Annotated in this window: 14 protein-coding genes; 1 reads left to right on the top strand and 13 read right to left on the bottom strand. The window is 42.7% G+C overall.

Translation table 11 applies throughout. From position 1 onward, the window contains the following. Positions 1 to 11 precede the first annotated feature (11 nt). The 5 genes from ACFSJY_RS19155 to ACFSJY_RS19135 all read right to left on the bottom strand — a co-directional run bounded on the left by ACFSJY_RS19155 (position 12) and on the right by ACFSJY_RS19135 (position 3,994). Positions 12 to 821 carry a substrate-binding periplasmic protein gene (locus ACFSJY_RS19155; protein ID WP_386038294.1) on the bottom strand — a complete coding sequence of 270 codons (810 nt, stop codon included), beginning with the start codon at positions 819 to 821 and terminating at the stop codon, positions 12 to 14. Positions 822 to 959: 138 nt separating this feature from the next. After that, entirely contained in the window at positions 960 to 2,048 is a 1,089-nt protein-coding gene (rlmM, locus tag ACFSJY_RS19150) for a 23S rRNA (cytidine(2498)-2'-O)-methyltransferase RlmM (RefSeq protein WP_386038291.1), read from the bottom strand. Beyond that, positions 2,045 to 2,425: a DUF423 domain-containing protein gene (locus ACFSJY_RS19145; protein WP_386038288.1), complete on the bottom strand. Its 381-nt coding sequence runs from the start codon at positions 2,423 to 2,425 to the stop codon at positions 2,045 to 2,047. The genes rlmM and ACFSJY_RS19145 overlap by 4 nt, the downstream gene beginning before the upstream one ends. Continuing rightward, entirely contained in the window at positions 2,418 to 3,080 is a 663-nt protein-coding gene (locus ACFSJY_RS19140) for an alpha/beta family hydrolase (protein ID WP_386038285.1), read from the bottom strand. Before ACFSJY_RS19140 ends, ACFSJY_RS19145 begins: the two co-directional genes overlap by 8 nt. Beyond that, complete coding sequence (locus ACFSJY_RS19135; RefSeq protein WP_386038282.1) at positions 3,077 to 3,994, bottom strand: transcriptional regulator GcvA; 918 nt, start codon at positions 3,992 to 3,994, stop codon at positions 3,077 to 3,079. The genes ACFSJY_RS19140 and ACFSJY_RS19135 overlap by 4 nt, the downstream gene beginning before the upstream one ends. 283 nt (positions 3,995 to 4,277) lie before the next feature. Here ACFSJY_RS19135 and ACFSJY_RS19130 point away from each other — a divergent pair, with 283 nt between their 5' ends. Further along, positions 4,278 to 4,550 carry a hypothetical protein gene (locus ACFSJY_RS19130; protein WP_386038279.1) on the top strand — a complete coding sequence of 91 codons (273 nt, stop codon included), beginning with the start codon at positions 4,278 to 4,280 and terminating at the stop codon, positions 4,548 to 4,550. An 80-nt stretch (positions 4,551 to 4,630) separates the two neighbouring features. Here ACFSJY_RS19130 and kdsA read toward each other — a convergent pair whose 3' ends face one another. The 8 genes from kdsA to hemA form a co-directional block, all read right to left on the bottom strand. Further along, positions 4,631 to 5,476 carry a 3-deoxy-8-phosphooctulonate synthase gene (gene kdsA / locus ACFSJY_RS19125; protein ID WP_386038276.1) on the bottom strand — a complete coding sequence of 282 codons (846 nt, stop codon included), beginning with the start codon at positions 5,474 to 5,476 and terminating at the stop codon, positions 4,631 to 4,633. 9 nt (positions 5,477 to 5,485) lie between these two features. Continuing rightward, positions 5,486 to 6,733, bottom strand: a complete 1,248-nt coding sequence (locus ACFSJY_RS19120; protein WP_386038273.1) for a DUF819 family protein — start codon at positions 6,731 to 6,733, stop codon at positions 5,486 to 5,488. Positions 6,734 to 6,746: 13 nt separating this feature from the next. Next, the gene (locus tag ACFSJY_RS19115) at positions 6,747 to 7,544 is read right to left on the bottom strand and encodes a SirB1 family protein (protein WP_386038270.1); all 798 of its coding nucleotides are present in this window, start codon (positions 7,542 to 7,544) and stop codon (positions 6,747 to 6,749) included. Positions 7,545 to 7,640: 96 nt separating this feature from the next. Further along, positions 7,641 to 9,569 (bottom strand): alpha/beta hydrolase family protein, encoded by a 1,929-nt coding sequence (locus ACFSJY_RS19110; RefSeq protein ID WP_386038267.1) that lies wholly within the window; start codon positions 9,567 to 9,569, stop codon positions 7,641 to 7,643. Positions 9,570 to 9,595: 26 nt separating this feature from the next. Further along, a complete protein-coding gene (locus ACFSJY_RS19105) occupies positions 9,596 to 9,958 on the bottom strand; it encodes a SirB2 family protein (RefSeq protein ID WP_386038264.1) in 363 nt (120 codons plus the stop codon). Between the two features lie 9 nt (positions 9,959 to 9,967). Next, on the bottom strand, positions 9,968 to 10,831 hold the full coding sequence (gene prmC, locus ACFSJY_RS19100; RefSeq protein ID WP_386038261.1) for a peptide chain release factor N(5)-glutamine methyltransferase: 864 nt from the start codon (positions 10,829 to 10,831) through the stop codon (positions 9,968 to 9,970). Positions 10,832 to 10,842: 11 nt separating this feature from the next. Then, positions 10,843 to 11,931, bottom strand: coding sequence for a peptide chain release factor 1 (prfA, locus tag ACFSJY_RS19095; protein ID WP_386038258.1), 1,089 nt, complete (start codon positions 11,929 to 11,931; stop codon positions 10,843 to 10,845). A gap of 31 nt (positions 11,932 to 11,962) precedes the next feature. Beyond that, positions 11,963 to 13,234, bottom strand: a complete 1,272-nt coding sequence (gene hemA, locus ACFSJY_RS19090; protein ID WP_386038255.1) for a glutamyl-tRNA reductase — start codon at positions 13,232 to 13,234, stop codon at positions 11,963 to 11,965. Positions 13,235 to 13,239 lie beyond the last annotated feature (5 nt).

The raw sequence follows: 13,239 nt of genomic DNA, 5'->3' as shown, positions 1-13,239 counted from the left end.
TTGGATAATCGCTATTCTGTTTCTCTAGACAAGACATTAGCCAAGTTTGCGTTGAACTGACTCACAAAACTTTTTTCAAACTGCTCTTTTGAGAACATAAATCGCACTTCTGTCTGAATAACGTAAAAAGGTGAACGCTTCATAGCGTTTACGCCTGCTTCCGTAAAAACGATAGTGAAGTTATCAACATCATCAATGACAAAGTCTACACGCCCTGCAAGTAGCTGCTTTAATCGTCTTGGCGGCGTTTCATTGTGAAAGAGGCTATGGTAGTACTTTACTCGAAGGTGCTCGAATTCATCACCATAGTATGCGCCAAGATTGAGAGAGCCAACATACCCTTGTGACAACAGCTCTTCGAGAGACTGAGCCTGCTCTAACTCTTCATTAAGAAAAAAAACTGCAACCTTTTCTGTACGATAAGGCTCTGAAAAATGATACTTCTCTGCGCGTTCTGCGGTATACGTTGCCCCCAACAGTGCATTAAAGCCAAGCTTTCCCGTTGTATCAATAAAGCGCCGTTGAGGAATGTCAGGAATATAGGTAAGCCGATAACCCATGTGGTTTAGTGTGCTACGCAAAATATCAACGTCTTGCCCTTTAAGCTGCCCTTGCTCGTCAATATAAGAAAACGGTTTCCAATCGCTGCCAGCAGGGACTGTGACGACAGGTTGGGCAGCTTTATTGAGGATGTACAAAGAAGGTTGTTCGTCATGTGCGTTAGCAGAAAACCCAGCAAAACAAAAAGCAATAAGCAGACACAGTAACCGTGAAAAAGGTGGTCTCGTTTTGTTAACAACTACTGATTTGCTTATTCTCATACAGCCACGTTCCAACTTGCACTAAGGCTTTGCAATGTCTTTTCTAATTTATAATACAAGTTACGCAGATAATACCCTTTTCGACTAGAAATAAAAAAACCAGCGTAAATGCTGGTTTTTCAAAGCTACCAAAGTGAGTTACTTTGCGAGTGGCGGAGGAGATAACAATCGCGCATGAACGGTGATCTCCTCACGATCATAGTATAGATGTTTGGCATACATCTCATACTTAACTTCATGCTCTGCAAATCTGTCTTTGATCATCTGTAAGTCTTTTTGTACCTGTTGATAGCGCCCTTTCATCGGTAGCTTCAAATTAAACATCGCCTCTTTACACAAGCCGTGTAACAGCCATTCAGTCATCAGGTAAGCGACACGGTGAGGCTTTTCAACCATATCACAGACCAACCAATAGACATTTTGTTTAGCAGGCTTAAACTTGAAACCGTCATATTGGTAGTGCTTAACTTGCCCCGTTTCCATTAATGACTCTGCCATTGGGCCATTATCGACCGACTGTACCATCATGCCGCGTCTAACTAACTGATATGTCCAGCCACCCGGTGCAGCACCTAAATCAACAGCGTTTAGGCCTGACGTTAATCTGCTATCCCAATCTTTTTTGGGCACAAAATGAAGAAACGCCTCATCTAACTTCAGCGTTGAGCGACTTGGCGCCTGCGACGGGAACTTAAGGCGTGGAATCCCCATCACATGTGGTGATGTGTTGGTGCCTAATGAAAAACCCAAAATAACTTCACTGCCAGAGAAAAAAAGTGCGTGTAGTACTGCTCCTTCTGAGTCTCCCTTTTCAGTGAGCACCTTCTTTTTACGTAATGCTTGTCTAAGTGGAACCGCTAGCTTTCGACAAAATTTAGACAGTGCTTTGCCGTCATTGGTATCAGCGGTCTCCATACGTAAATCAGCATATTGCCAATCAGTTCCGAGAGCGTCGACAATTGCCTCAACACGATTGTATTCCGGCAACTCAATTTTTTCCGTTAACGTGACAAACCATTGGCGCGCGAAAATAAGGCGTCGTAATGGTAACTTTTCCATTAACGTTTCACCGTCTTCAGCATTATGAAGATGGAACATGACGAGCCCTTGCTTCTTGAGCACTTCTATGTAGCCATAGATTTCATTCCATGCGGCTTTCTCTTGAATTTCTGCGCCACATTCTTTCTCGAATCCAGGTCGACAATACAAGACTATTGAAGTTTTCATTTCTTATTTCCAACAAAAATTAAAGACAGCCAAGCGAGTGCTAAGCTGATGCCACCTAATGGAGCGAGCTTGCCAATAACAGGCATAGCAAACAGTGTTTTTAAGTATAGGCTCACACTAAAAAACGCTATACCAATGAGCATTAGCGACTGAGCAAAGACCAACACCTTTGACGGCTGGGTACGACACCAAACTGTAATCGCTAATAACGCTAACGTATGAATAACTTGATACAAATGCGCCGTTTCTAGGCGGACGAGAATATCAGCTTGTAGGTGCTCGCCAGCATGTGCCAGCCAAGCGCCGAATAATACGCAAAAGGCGCCGCTAATACCAACAAAACAAGCGAATATTCGCTGAACAAGTTGGTCAGGCATGACTTAACTCTTGTTCAACGAAATGATTAATGAATTTAGCAGCGGCTGAAATATGCTGTGAGTGCGTAAACCCAGATTTTACACGAGGCTTCAAATCATGATTTCCATCTTCCAACCAATCAATACTGACTAAGCTAGGCAGCGTGTATTGTTTAACTTCGTCAGAATTTCCCATTGCATCTCGCGTCCCTTGAATAATTCTCACCGGTAACGCTCTATCGGTAAGCGGATTTAAACGTAATGTCTCCGGCTTACCGATAGGGTGGAATGGATAGCCTAGACAAACGACTCCGCAGACTTTTTTGTTTAACGAAAACTCAGAGACGTCTTCAAGCTGACTTGTTAAAGTAGCAGCAACTCGCCCCCCCATTGATTTACCCCCAAGAAAAATAGGCAAACCAGTTTCTACAGAGTTTATATGCTCAGCAAAGCACGGGAATAATTTAGGCATTCTTTCTGGAGGCCTTTTCTTCCCGTCTTCCAAACGTTTATCCATATAGGGAAAGTTAAAGCGAAGTACACTGATATTTTCTTTGAGTAACTCGCTAGCGATAGCCTCCATAAACTCTGACGACTTGTCTGCACCAGCGCCATGCGCCAATACTAGCAATGCTTTTGCTGACTCTGCATGTTGGTATATGGTTGTGGTTGTCACTGTAACTGACCTCCTGCAATATGCTCTTGTTCACCACTTACAGTATCGAGCACCCAATCTTTAAACGCCGCTATTTTACCAATGTCGGCCTGTGCTTCTCTACAAACAATGTAGTATGCATTTTTACTCACCAGTACATGGTTGAAAGGACATACCAAGCGACCTGAATCAATATCAGGTTTAGCTAAAACACTGTGCGCAAGGGCAATGCCTTGTCCATGTATTGCAGCTTGTAGCACCATTGATGAATGACTAAATATAGGGCCATGATTTACATTCACTCCCTTTACACCTACTTCTTTAAACCAGCGCTTCCAATCACGACGTGATGTATCATGTAATAACGTGTGATGCTCTAAATCATTCAAAGTAAACAATGGCTTTTTACCATTCATCAGTAGCGGAGAGCAGACAGGGATTAGATATTCGGTATGGAGCTGCTCAGCTTGAACATTAGTCCACTTTCCACGACCGTAATAAATAGCTACATCAACATCTTCTGTCAGGGAATTATCGGGTTGATCAACTGCTTTGATACGAACATCAATATCAGGGTGAAGCTGGTTAAACGCGTTAAGACGGGGAACTAGCCACTGAATAGCAAAACTTGGCTGCAAACTTACCGTAATAGCCCCTTTAGCACCACGAGCAAGCAACTTTTCAGTAGCGTCATGTAAAGCCGTAAAAATATCTTTAATATCCAAGAAATAGGCTTGCCCCTCTTCCGTCAAGAGAAGCGCACGATTCTTGCGCATAAAAAGCTTAATACCAAGGTGCTCTTCGAGCGATTTTATTTGGTGACTTATCGCTGCTTGAGTCACAAACAGTTCTTCCGCAGCACGAGTAAAGCTCAGATGCCTAGCTGACGCTTCAAAAGCGCGAAGTGCATTTAACGGAGGTAAACGAGATGCCACTGTATAACCTCAAGGCTGGTCGGTTAGTATAGGCTAGCTAGTATGACAAAGTTATGAAAATAGCGCAAAAATTTTCATTAGATTTTCTAATGAATAACGTGAATTTATGTCAGTGTAAACTCGTAAGATGTTTACGTAAAATTAACATTGTAGATGAAGGACAACATCTCTAGGTATTGATATACCAACCAAAATACGGAGTACGTCCCCAACCCGTACTTCATTGCTATGGAGATAGGTCTTTTTACATCTATAAGGATTATTGACGTATATAGGTACTATCATGAAAAAACTAGCGCAATTAACATTCGTAACATCACTCGTTCTCAGCCAGACAGCATTTGCTAAAGTTTCAACACCTGTTGAAGCCGCTTTTACTATTAGTAATGAGCAAATCGTCGCTAGTGCTGCAACCTACTTAACAGAAAACAAAGTAGAAATTTTCTCTACTCAGCCAACAATTACATTGGCAATGACTAGCTTAAATGCCCAACCATCACAAGCGGTGTCATTAGAAGAGGAAACAGATACTTTGACAAGTGCGGACGCTGAGTAAGACAGGTTAATATACGAATTCTAATAAAAAAGGAGCCTCAGGCTCCTTTTTTATTATCTTAACAATGCAAAACGTTAAAGCTAATCTGATGTATTTAGTGGCTCAAAGCCTTTCACTAAGTCGTCAATTGCTTTCATTTGCGATAAGTACGGCTCAAGTTTATCTAAAGGTAGTGCACATGGACCGTCACATTTCGCTTCGTTTGGATTAGGATGTGCCTCAATAAACAACCCTGCAATTCCTAATGCCATACCACTGCGCGCCAGCTGCGCAGCTTGTGCACGTCTGCCATCAGCAGAATCGGAACGACCACCAGGTTTTTGTAAAGCATGAGTCGCGTCAAAAATAACGGGTGCGTAAGTGGTCATTTCATCCATAGCGAGCATGTCAACAACAAGGTTGTTATAACCATAGCAACTACCACGCTCACACAGCATCACATGCTCATTGCCAGCCTCAGCAAACTTTTTGATGATATGACGCATTTCATGCGCCGCCAAAAACTGTGGTTTTTTCACGTTGATTGCTGCGCCAGTTTCTGCCATCGCAACAACAAGATCTGTTTGGCGCGCAAGAAAGGCTGGAAGCTGGATAACGTCTACCACATCAGCGACTGGTTTTGCTTGAAAAGGTTCATGCACATCAGTAATGATAGGGACGTTAAACGTTGCTTTTAACTCTTCAAATATTTTTAAACCCTCTTCCATTCCTGGCCCGCGATAAGAGTGTACAGAAGAGCGATTTGCCTTATCAAAAGAAGCTTTAAACACATAAGGAATGTTAAGTTTGTTTGTTACTTCAACATAGTGTTCACAAATGCGCATCGCTAAATCGCGTGACTCAAGCACATTCATACCACCAAACAACACGAACGGCTTATCGTTCGCGACATCAATATTTCCAACAGTAACCTGTCTAATCGTCATTTTTAATCCTTAACCAGATGCAGCTTGCATCAACAAGCCACAGAAATAAGCCATATAAGTTCCAACACCATAGCCAAGCACCGCCAGTAAAACCCCCACAGGAGCTAGCGATGGGTGGAACGCTGAGGCAACCACCGGCGCCGATGCCGCGCCTCCAACATTCGCTTGGCTACCAACTGCCATATAAAACAACGGCGCTTTAATAAATCTAGCAACAATTAACATGAGTGACGCATGAACCACCATCCATATTAATCCGATAACAAAATAAATAGGCGTTTCAGCAATAGCAAGAATGTTCATATGCAAGCCAATAGATGCCACTAAAATATAAATGAAGCTCTGTGCTACTTTGCTCGCGCCTGCCGACTCAATTTCACGCATGCGTGTAAATGACAAGCTAATACCGATTGTTGTCGCAATAACAATCAGCCAAAAGAACTTACTGTTTAAACTGAACTCCTGCGCCCATTCGTAGTTTGCACCAAAATACGGTCCTAAGAAGTCGGCACAAAAGTGTGCAAAGCCAGTAATAGTGAAACCGATAGCAATAATCTTGATATAGTCGGCTAGCTCTGGAATACGGCTATTTGCTGCTTGATACTCCTCCACTCGGACTTTTAGCTCTTCAATTGCTCTAGTATCAGCGCCAGTTTTTGCATCTATTTCTTTGTGTTTTGCTGTCATAAATAGCAGAACAGCCATCCACAAATTCGCCACGATAACGTCTACCGTGACCATCGCCGAAAATATATCGCCACCAACCTCAAACATCTCCTTCATAGAAGCTTGGTTAGCGCCACCGCCAATCCAACTACCTGCAATGGTTGTCATCCCTCGCCATACAGCATCAGGTCCATGACCACCAATAGCATCAGGCACAATAGCACTCATCACTAAAATAGCTATCGGGCCCCCGATAACGATACCAAAAGTACCCGTTAAGAACATGATAAGTGCTTTAGGGCCCAGATTTAGTATCGCTTTTAAGTCGATACTTATTGTTAGCAATACAAGGCAAGCTGGCAGAAGATAGCGCGATGCTGCGTAATACACATTTGAAGTGTGCCCATCGACTATGCCGAACGTATTGAGTAGAGAAGGTATAAAATAACAGAGTAGTAGTGCTGGCACATATTTATAGAATTTTCGCCAGAAAGGATGAAGGCTGTGAGCGGTTTTAAAAACTGCGCCCAAAATAAGTGCCAACAACCCCAAGACTACCGCATCATTGGTAATTAAAGGATCGTGAGTCATTAAGGCCCCTGAGCTAGTGTAATATGGTGTTTGAAACTTTTATGTTTTCTAATTGTAATTTTAATATTTGCGCCGCTGGATCTTGCGGGCATTGATCAACAAAGTATTGATAATCATCGTATGCCACTTTAAAGCAATCCAACTGATGAAGCAAAAATCCGCGATCGCGTCGCTCGAAGGGGTCCTCAGGTTTTAGCTCAATCAATATGTCGACGCACTTCAACGCGTTAATAAACTGATCTTCTTTAATTAGTGCATTTTTTAACGCAGTCAGGTATTCCACCAAAACAGCTTTACTATCCAGAGGCTCAAGATATTGGTTAGCTTCTGTAGGTACCTCATCTATTCGACTATCTAATTCTTCCCAATTTAGCGACTCACCACTTAAAGGATCAAAAATAATAGCAAATTGTTGGTCACAGATAAGACGCAACATTACTTTTTCAGGTACATAGACCAAATCAATTTCAAAGCCACATTGCTCTGCAACATATTTAAAAATAACCGCTTTAACCACCGGGTGTATTACGCGAGAGCCAATGGCTTCTTCCAGTTTGAATCCCATCACTGGCCATGCATCTCTTTTAGATTCTATAAACAACAAATCTAGAAATAGGATATTAATCAGGTGCTCAGCTTGTGCGAGAGGGTCGTCTACGTCCTCTAGTTCTTGCTCACAGTAATCAACGATGTCTTCTATCATCGGCAACACATTGACTTTCTTCTCAAAAATGAATTCTTCGAGTAGTGTTAATGCGCGCACTAAGTCTTCTTGATGTGTATTTATTTCAGACAACAACAAATCGTTCATGAATACTGCAAATACCGGTTGAAAAGCTAAACAGACAATATGGCGACAAAGCGGAAAAAATAAAGGGTAAGGCGCCAAAAAAATTGGCGCCTATTATTACATAGTTGCAGGGTTATATTTAGATAAAAAAGATTCTATTTCTTTAAACGTCTGTAATCGATGACGATTGTTACTCAAATAGTGGTCCCCGCCCTCAAGTTCGACATAGTTGACGTTTTTGCCTTCACCTTTTAATTCATCAAACATTTTTTCACTGTGAGCAACACGGACAACTCGGTCTTTTTCACCATGTATTAACAAGACCGGCTGCTTAATCTTTTCAGCATGCTTGAGTGGAGAATTTTCCCACAACTCATCATGATCAGAGCCAATTTGCTTTTTCACAATATCGTAATTGGTGTAATAACGCGCCTTTTTCACCATATACTCAATATCCGTTACGCCGGCAAACGACACAATGCATCGATATAAGTCTGGTGATTTAACACCTCCCATTAGCGCTGCATACCCACCGTAACTAGCCCCTAAAATGCATATACGATCTTTATCTGCAATACCCTGTTCAATTAGCCATCGCGCGCCATCTTCAACATCGTCCTGCATTGCTTTGCCCCAGCTTTTGAGACCCTGTTGCATAAAGTCATGACCGTAGCCCGACGATCCTCGGAAGTTCATCTGTAAAACAGCATAACCTCGACTTGCTAAAAACTGTGTCCAGTAGTCAAAACCGTCGTCGTCGTAACTGATAGGCCCGCCGTGTGGGAATATTATTGTAGGTAAGTTTTTCTGCTCTTTCCCAGCAGGTACGGTTAAATAACCTTCAATTTCCAATCCGTCACGTGCACTATATTTAATCTCTTTCTTAGCACTAAGTACTTCTGGCGTCAGGTTATTATAGCGATATGCCAGCACGTCCATACCACCCGCTTTTCTATCACCGAGCAGATAAATACCCGGCTCTGTATCATTAGTTGCCAAAACAATATATTTTGTTTCGTCTTTGCTTAGGCTAATAATGTGGTTCGTTGTGTCAGGAAGTGCTTTGTCGATCCCTTTTTGAAATTTTTCCCATGTAGGATGCCAAAAGTGATTCCCTACACCGATAACCTCACCTGTAACACCAGACTTTCGTAAGCGACCTGTCACATCATAGTGCTCATTAAAATAAACCAATTCTTTAGTTAACGACTCATCTTTGAGATTAACTTTGAAAATTGCATCTTTTCCGTTGTGAAGCGCTGAGACATAAAGTACATCTTTATCCGCACCAAATGCGATAGGCCAAACACTGTCAGCGGCAAATGCATCAAACTCCCACAAATCGCGCCACTTTCCTGTATCTGAGCGCTTTTCAAGAATTCGGAAGCGCGCGTCTTCTTTAGCAATACCAACACGAACATTGCCGTCGTTGTCAGTAATCCAATCTCCTACAAAGTTTTTGGTACGCTGGACAAATGCCGATTTCTTTTTACCACTCAAACTAATGCGAATAACAGACTCCTCACCGCCTGTTGTAAATCCACCCATAGACATCAATATGTGTTCGTTGTCTTCAGGAAGAACGTCAATGATGTTATCAAGGTCATTTGACATCCAGACCATCTTTTTAAGTATATTGCGAGGTATAATTGGCTTGAGCTCGCCCGAAGAAACATCAAGCTTCATTACTCGACTTTCTGTTACTGGCGTACCAAAGCGAGAAGCAGGAAAGTCAGCATATACGGCGACATATTGATTATTTATCCATTGCAGATGTCGTATCTTATATTTTTCGTTGTCTGAAAACGCGAGGTTTGTTTTTGCGTTCGATACTGTGTCAACAAGCTGGACTAACTTGCCCTGATGTTTTTCCGTATTCACCCTCACGAGGCTGATAATGTGTTTACCGTCTGGCGAGAGCGAAACACTACTCACATCAGGCAGTGACGCAAAATATTCTACGGGTAAAGGTTGTGACTGGAGTGAAAAAGTCGAAAAAGCAGTACTACAACAGAGTACCGCTACAAGTAGCAGTTTCTTGTACATAAACGTCCTTGTTAGATTGTTTTATATTAGAAAAAAAAGGTTTGCTTGGTTTGCGCAATTCTAAAGATTAAGGCAAACCAGCCAAGCGCACCGAAGTACCCCATAATTTGCATCATGCGATTACGTGCTAACTTAAGCGTGTAAAGCCCTGTAAAAATATAGGCAAATATTGCAATGATTTTCTCGGCCAACCACAACTGTTCGGCAGGGTTAATCGCCAGTTTAATAGCCATTGTGATACCGATAGTTAACAACAATGTATCAATGACATGTGGGGTGATTTTTACCCATTTACGCGACAACATATCTGACTCTTTAAGCAACCAGACAAAACGTAAAGTGAATAGGCTTATGCTGATTATTGCCAGCAACATATGGAAATGCTTCATGGGTACTCTCTAATTATTATTGGTTTTCTTTTTATCGTTAAATATTGCCCAAGTGACACGATCATTACTAGCTAAATCTTTCTCCGTTCGCGCTTCATCGTAACCTAGCTCGTGAAAGATTGCCCTTACCGCGTCCCCTTGGTCATATCCGTGTTCTATAAAGACTTTACCGCCGTCGACTAAGTAATTTCTTGCGGTATCAGCAATATGCTCTATGTCTGCAAGTCCTTGATTTGGTGCCACCAAAGCCGATTTAGGTTCAAACCGAACATCCCCCTGCGATAGGTGTACATCGTCCTCATCAATATACGGTGGATTAGAAACAATCAGGTCAAACTTAACGTCGTTTTCTATGCTTGAAAACCAATCAGAATGTATAACGGTGACATTGCCCAGCGCAAGTGCTTGTTGATTGCTTTTGGCTAATTCAACAGCTTCGTGATTAAAGTCTACAGCGGTTATTTTCCAGTTTGGCTTTTCAGAAGCTAATGCCAACGCTATTGCACCAGTGCCAGTACCTAAGTCCAACACGTTGGCGTCTTGAACATGTTCACCTGCCAATACACGCTCAACCAATGTTTCAGTGTCAGGTCTTGGAATAAGGGTTGAAGGCGCTACTTTTAGCGGCAATGACCAAAATTCCCTTTCGCCGACAATGTAAGCAATGGGCTCACCTTGCATGCGACGTTTGTAAAGCGAATAAAATTGATGCGTTTGCTGTGACGTTAACACCAAATCTGGCCATGTCATCAAGTAAGTTTGAGGCTTATCTAACACATGGCATAACAAGATTTGGCAATCTAGTAATGGGCTATCTGATATTTCTTGAAGTGCTTGCTGACAATCAGTCAGCAAGCCTTGAATGGTGGGCATATTTTTGCTTACTAGTTTTGATCGGCCAGCGCCGCTAGCAAGTCAGCTTGGTTTTCTTGAAGAATAGGCTCCATCACTAACTGCAAATTACCTTCAATCACTTCGTTCAGACGATATAGCGTTAAGTTAATGCGGTGATCTGTCATACGGCCTTGAGGGTAGTTGTATGTGCGAATACGCTCGCTTCGGTCACCACTGGCTACTAGACTGCGTCGTGAAGACTCTTCTTCCGCGCGGCGCTTGTCATCTTCTGCTTGTTGCAAGCGTGCTTGAAGCACCGACATTGCTTGTGCACGGTTTTTGTGTTGAGAGCGTTGGTCCTGACACTCAACAACAACGCCCGTTGGAATGTGCGTTATACGAATAGCAGAATCGGTTTTGTTAACGTGCTGACCACCCGCACCAGAAGCGCGGAAAGTATCAACTTTTAAATCTGCTTTATTAATTTCGATTGCCTCAGATTCTGGGATTTCAGGCATAACCACAACAGTACATGCTGATGTGTGGACACGACCTTGTGACTCTGTCTCAGGTACACGTTGAACACGGTGACCACCAGATTCAAATTTCATCTCACCATATACGCCTTCGCCATTGATTTTAGCAATGATTTCTTTGTAACCGCCCTGCTCAGATTCGTTCATGTTCATGACTTCAATCTTCCAGCCTTTCTTCTCGGCGTAACGAGAATACATGCGGAACAAATCACCTGCGAAAATTGCCGCTTCATCACCACCCGCACCGGCACGAATCTCAACAAAGCAGTTATTGTCATCGTTAGGGTCACGAGGAAGAAGCAAAATTTGTAGCTCTTGCTCTAACTCTTCAATCGCTTTCTTGGCCGCTTTATGCTCTTCTTGCGCCATTTCGCGCATATCAGGATCGCTATCTTTAAGCATCTCATTGGCCATCTCCAAATCTTCTTCGGCAGTTTGGAAATCTTTGAAGACTTTTGTTGTGCCCTCTAACTGCGAAAATTCTTTAGACAACGCTTTGAACTTGTCTTGATCAGCGATAGTTTCAGGATCAGACAATAACGCTTGAACCTCTTCAAAACGCTCTACCAGCGCTTCTAATTTACGGTATACAGATTCTTTCATGGATAGCTATCTTTTTAAATTTTGCGCAATATTAGTTGTTTGATTTATCTAAATCAAAAATATCACGCAGATAAATGAGTTTATCGAGTTCGCCGCCTTGAGCAGCTGACTGCAATGCACTTGTTGGTGCATGCATTAATTTGTTGGTTAGCTTAGTAGCTAATTCGCCAATAACAGCTTCTGGGTCTTTGTTATTACGTAGTTGACCTATTGCTTTTTCTAGCAATAGATCTCGTTCAGACATGCACTGTTTGCGATAACTTAATACAGCATCTTGCGTGTTTAGTCCTCGCAACCAAGACATAAATACATCTGACTGCTGACCTACAATGCCTTCAGCTTGAACCGCCGCTTTACGACGATTTTCAATGTTTTTCGCAATAATGGTTTGCAGGTCGTCTACTGTGTATAAGAACACATCTTCAAGTTCTGAGACTTGTTCTTCAATATCACGAGGTACGGCTAAATCAACCATAAAAATTGGCTGATGCTTTCGCTGTTCTAAAGCACTTTCAACCATACCCTTACCAATAATAGGTAGCGTACTTCCCGTAGAACTAATCACAATGTCTGATTTCGCCATATGCTCAGGTATTTGAGCAAGCGTTATAACATCAGCGCCGATCTGTTTTGCCATGTCTTCCGCACGCGAAATGGTGCGGTTAGCAACGGTAATGTGCCCAACGTTGTTGTCGTATAAGTGTTTAGCGACTAGCTCAATCGTTTCGCCTGCACCGACAAGCAATACGCGCGCTTTTTCAAGACTTGCAAAAATATGCTTTGCTAAATTGACGGCTGCAAACGCTACAGATACCGCACTCTCACCAATTTCGGTTTCTGTGCGCACCTGTTTAGCGACACCAAAGGTACGCTGAAATAGGCGGTCCATAATCAGCGCCATAGAGCCAGCAGCTTTAGCTTGGCCGTACGCCTGTTTCATTTGTCCAAGGATTTGCGGCTCACCCAGAACGAGCGAGTCCAAGCCGCAAGCAACACGCATCATATGGTTTACCGCTTGCTTGTCGACATGCCAATACAAACTTGGCGTGATTGCTGAAGAAGGAACACTATGGTGTCGTTCTAACCACTCAACGACTTTCGCCTGCGTTTCTTCCATGCTGCCGTCCTGAACCAAATAAAGTTCAGTTCGGTTGCACGTCGACAAAATAGCGGCCTCTTTACAGTCCACTTCCGATAGCATTTCTTGTAAAGCGCTGCTCAACTGGTCAGGGTTAAAGGAAATCTTTTCCCTCACCGCTACGGGTGCAGTTTTATGATTAATACCAACAGCAACAATGGACATATAAC

Origin of the sequence: Thalassotalea euphylliae, assembly GCF_042682785.1 — a bacterium.
GTDB lineage: Bacteria > Pseudomonadota > Gammaproteobacteria > Enterobacterales > Alteromonadaceae > Thalassotalea_F > Thalassotalea_F euphylliae.
This window is presented reverse-complemented; position numbering and strand designations above follow the sequence as displayed.

Excerpts from the sequence above, each read along its gene's own strand:
- ACFSJY_RS19155 (WP_386038294.1), bottom strand. The coding sequence starts at position 821 with ATGAGAATAAGCAAATCAGTAGTTGTTAACAAAACGAGACCACCTTTT.
- rlmM (WP_386038291.1), bottom strand. The coding sequence starts at position 2,048 with ATGAAAACTTCAATAGTCTTGTATTGTCGACCTGGATTCGAGAAAGAA.
- ACFSJY_RS19145 (WP_386038288.1), bottom strand. The coding sequence starts at position 2,425 with ATGCCTGACCAACTTGTTCAGCGAATATTCGCTTGTTTTGTTGGTATT.
- ACFSJY_RS19130 (WP_386038279.1), top strand. The coding sequence starts at position 4,278 with ATGAAAAAACTAGCGCAATTAACATTCGTAACATCACTCGTTCTCAGC.
- kdsA (WP_386038276.1), bottom strand. The coding sequence starts at position 5,476 with ATGACGATTAGACAGGTTACTGTTGGAAATATTGATGTCGCGAACGAT.
- ACFSJY_RS19120 (WP_386038273.1), bottom strand. The coding sequence starts at position 6,733 with ATGACTCACGATCCTTTAATTACCAATGATGCGGTAGTCTTGGGGTTG.
- ACFSJY_RS19115 (WP_386038270.1), bottom strand. The coding sequence starts at position 7,544 with ATGAACGATTTGTTGTTGTCTGAAATAAATACACATCAAGAAGACTTA.
- ACFSJY_RS19110 (WP_386038267.1), bottom strand. The coding sequence starts at position 9,569 with ATGTACAAGAAACTGCTACTTGTAGCGGTACTCTGTTGTAGTACTGCT.
- ACFSJY_RS19105 (WP_386038264.1), bottom strand. The coding sequence starts at position 9,958 with ATGAAGCATTTCCATATGTTGCTGGCAATAATCAGCATAAGCCTATTC.
- prmC (WP_386038261.1), bottom strand. The coding sequence starts at position 10,831 with ATGCCCACCATTCAAGGCTTGCTGACTGATTGTCAGCAAGCACTTCAA.
- prfA (WP_386038258.1), bottom strand. The coding sequence starts at position 11,931 with ATGAAAGAATCTGTATACCGTAAATTAGAAGCGCTGGTAGAGCGTTTT.
- hemA (WP_386038255.1), bottom strand. The coding sequence starts at position 13,234 with ATGTCCATTGTTGCTGTTGGTATTAATCATAAAACTGCACCCGTAGCG.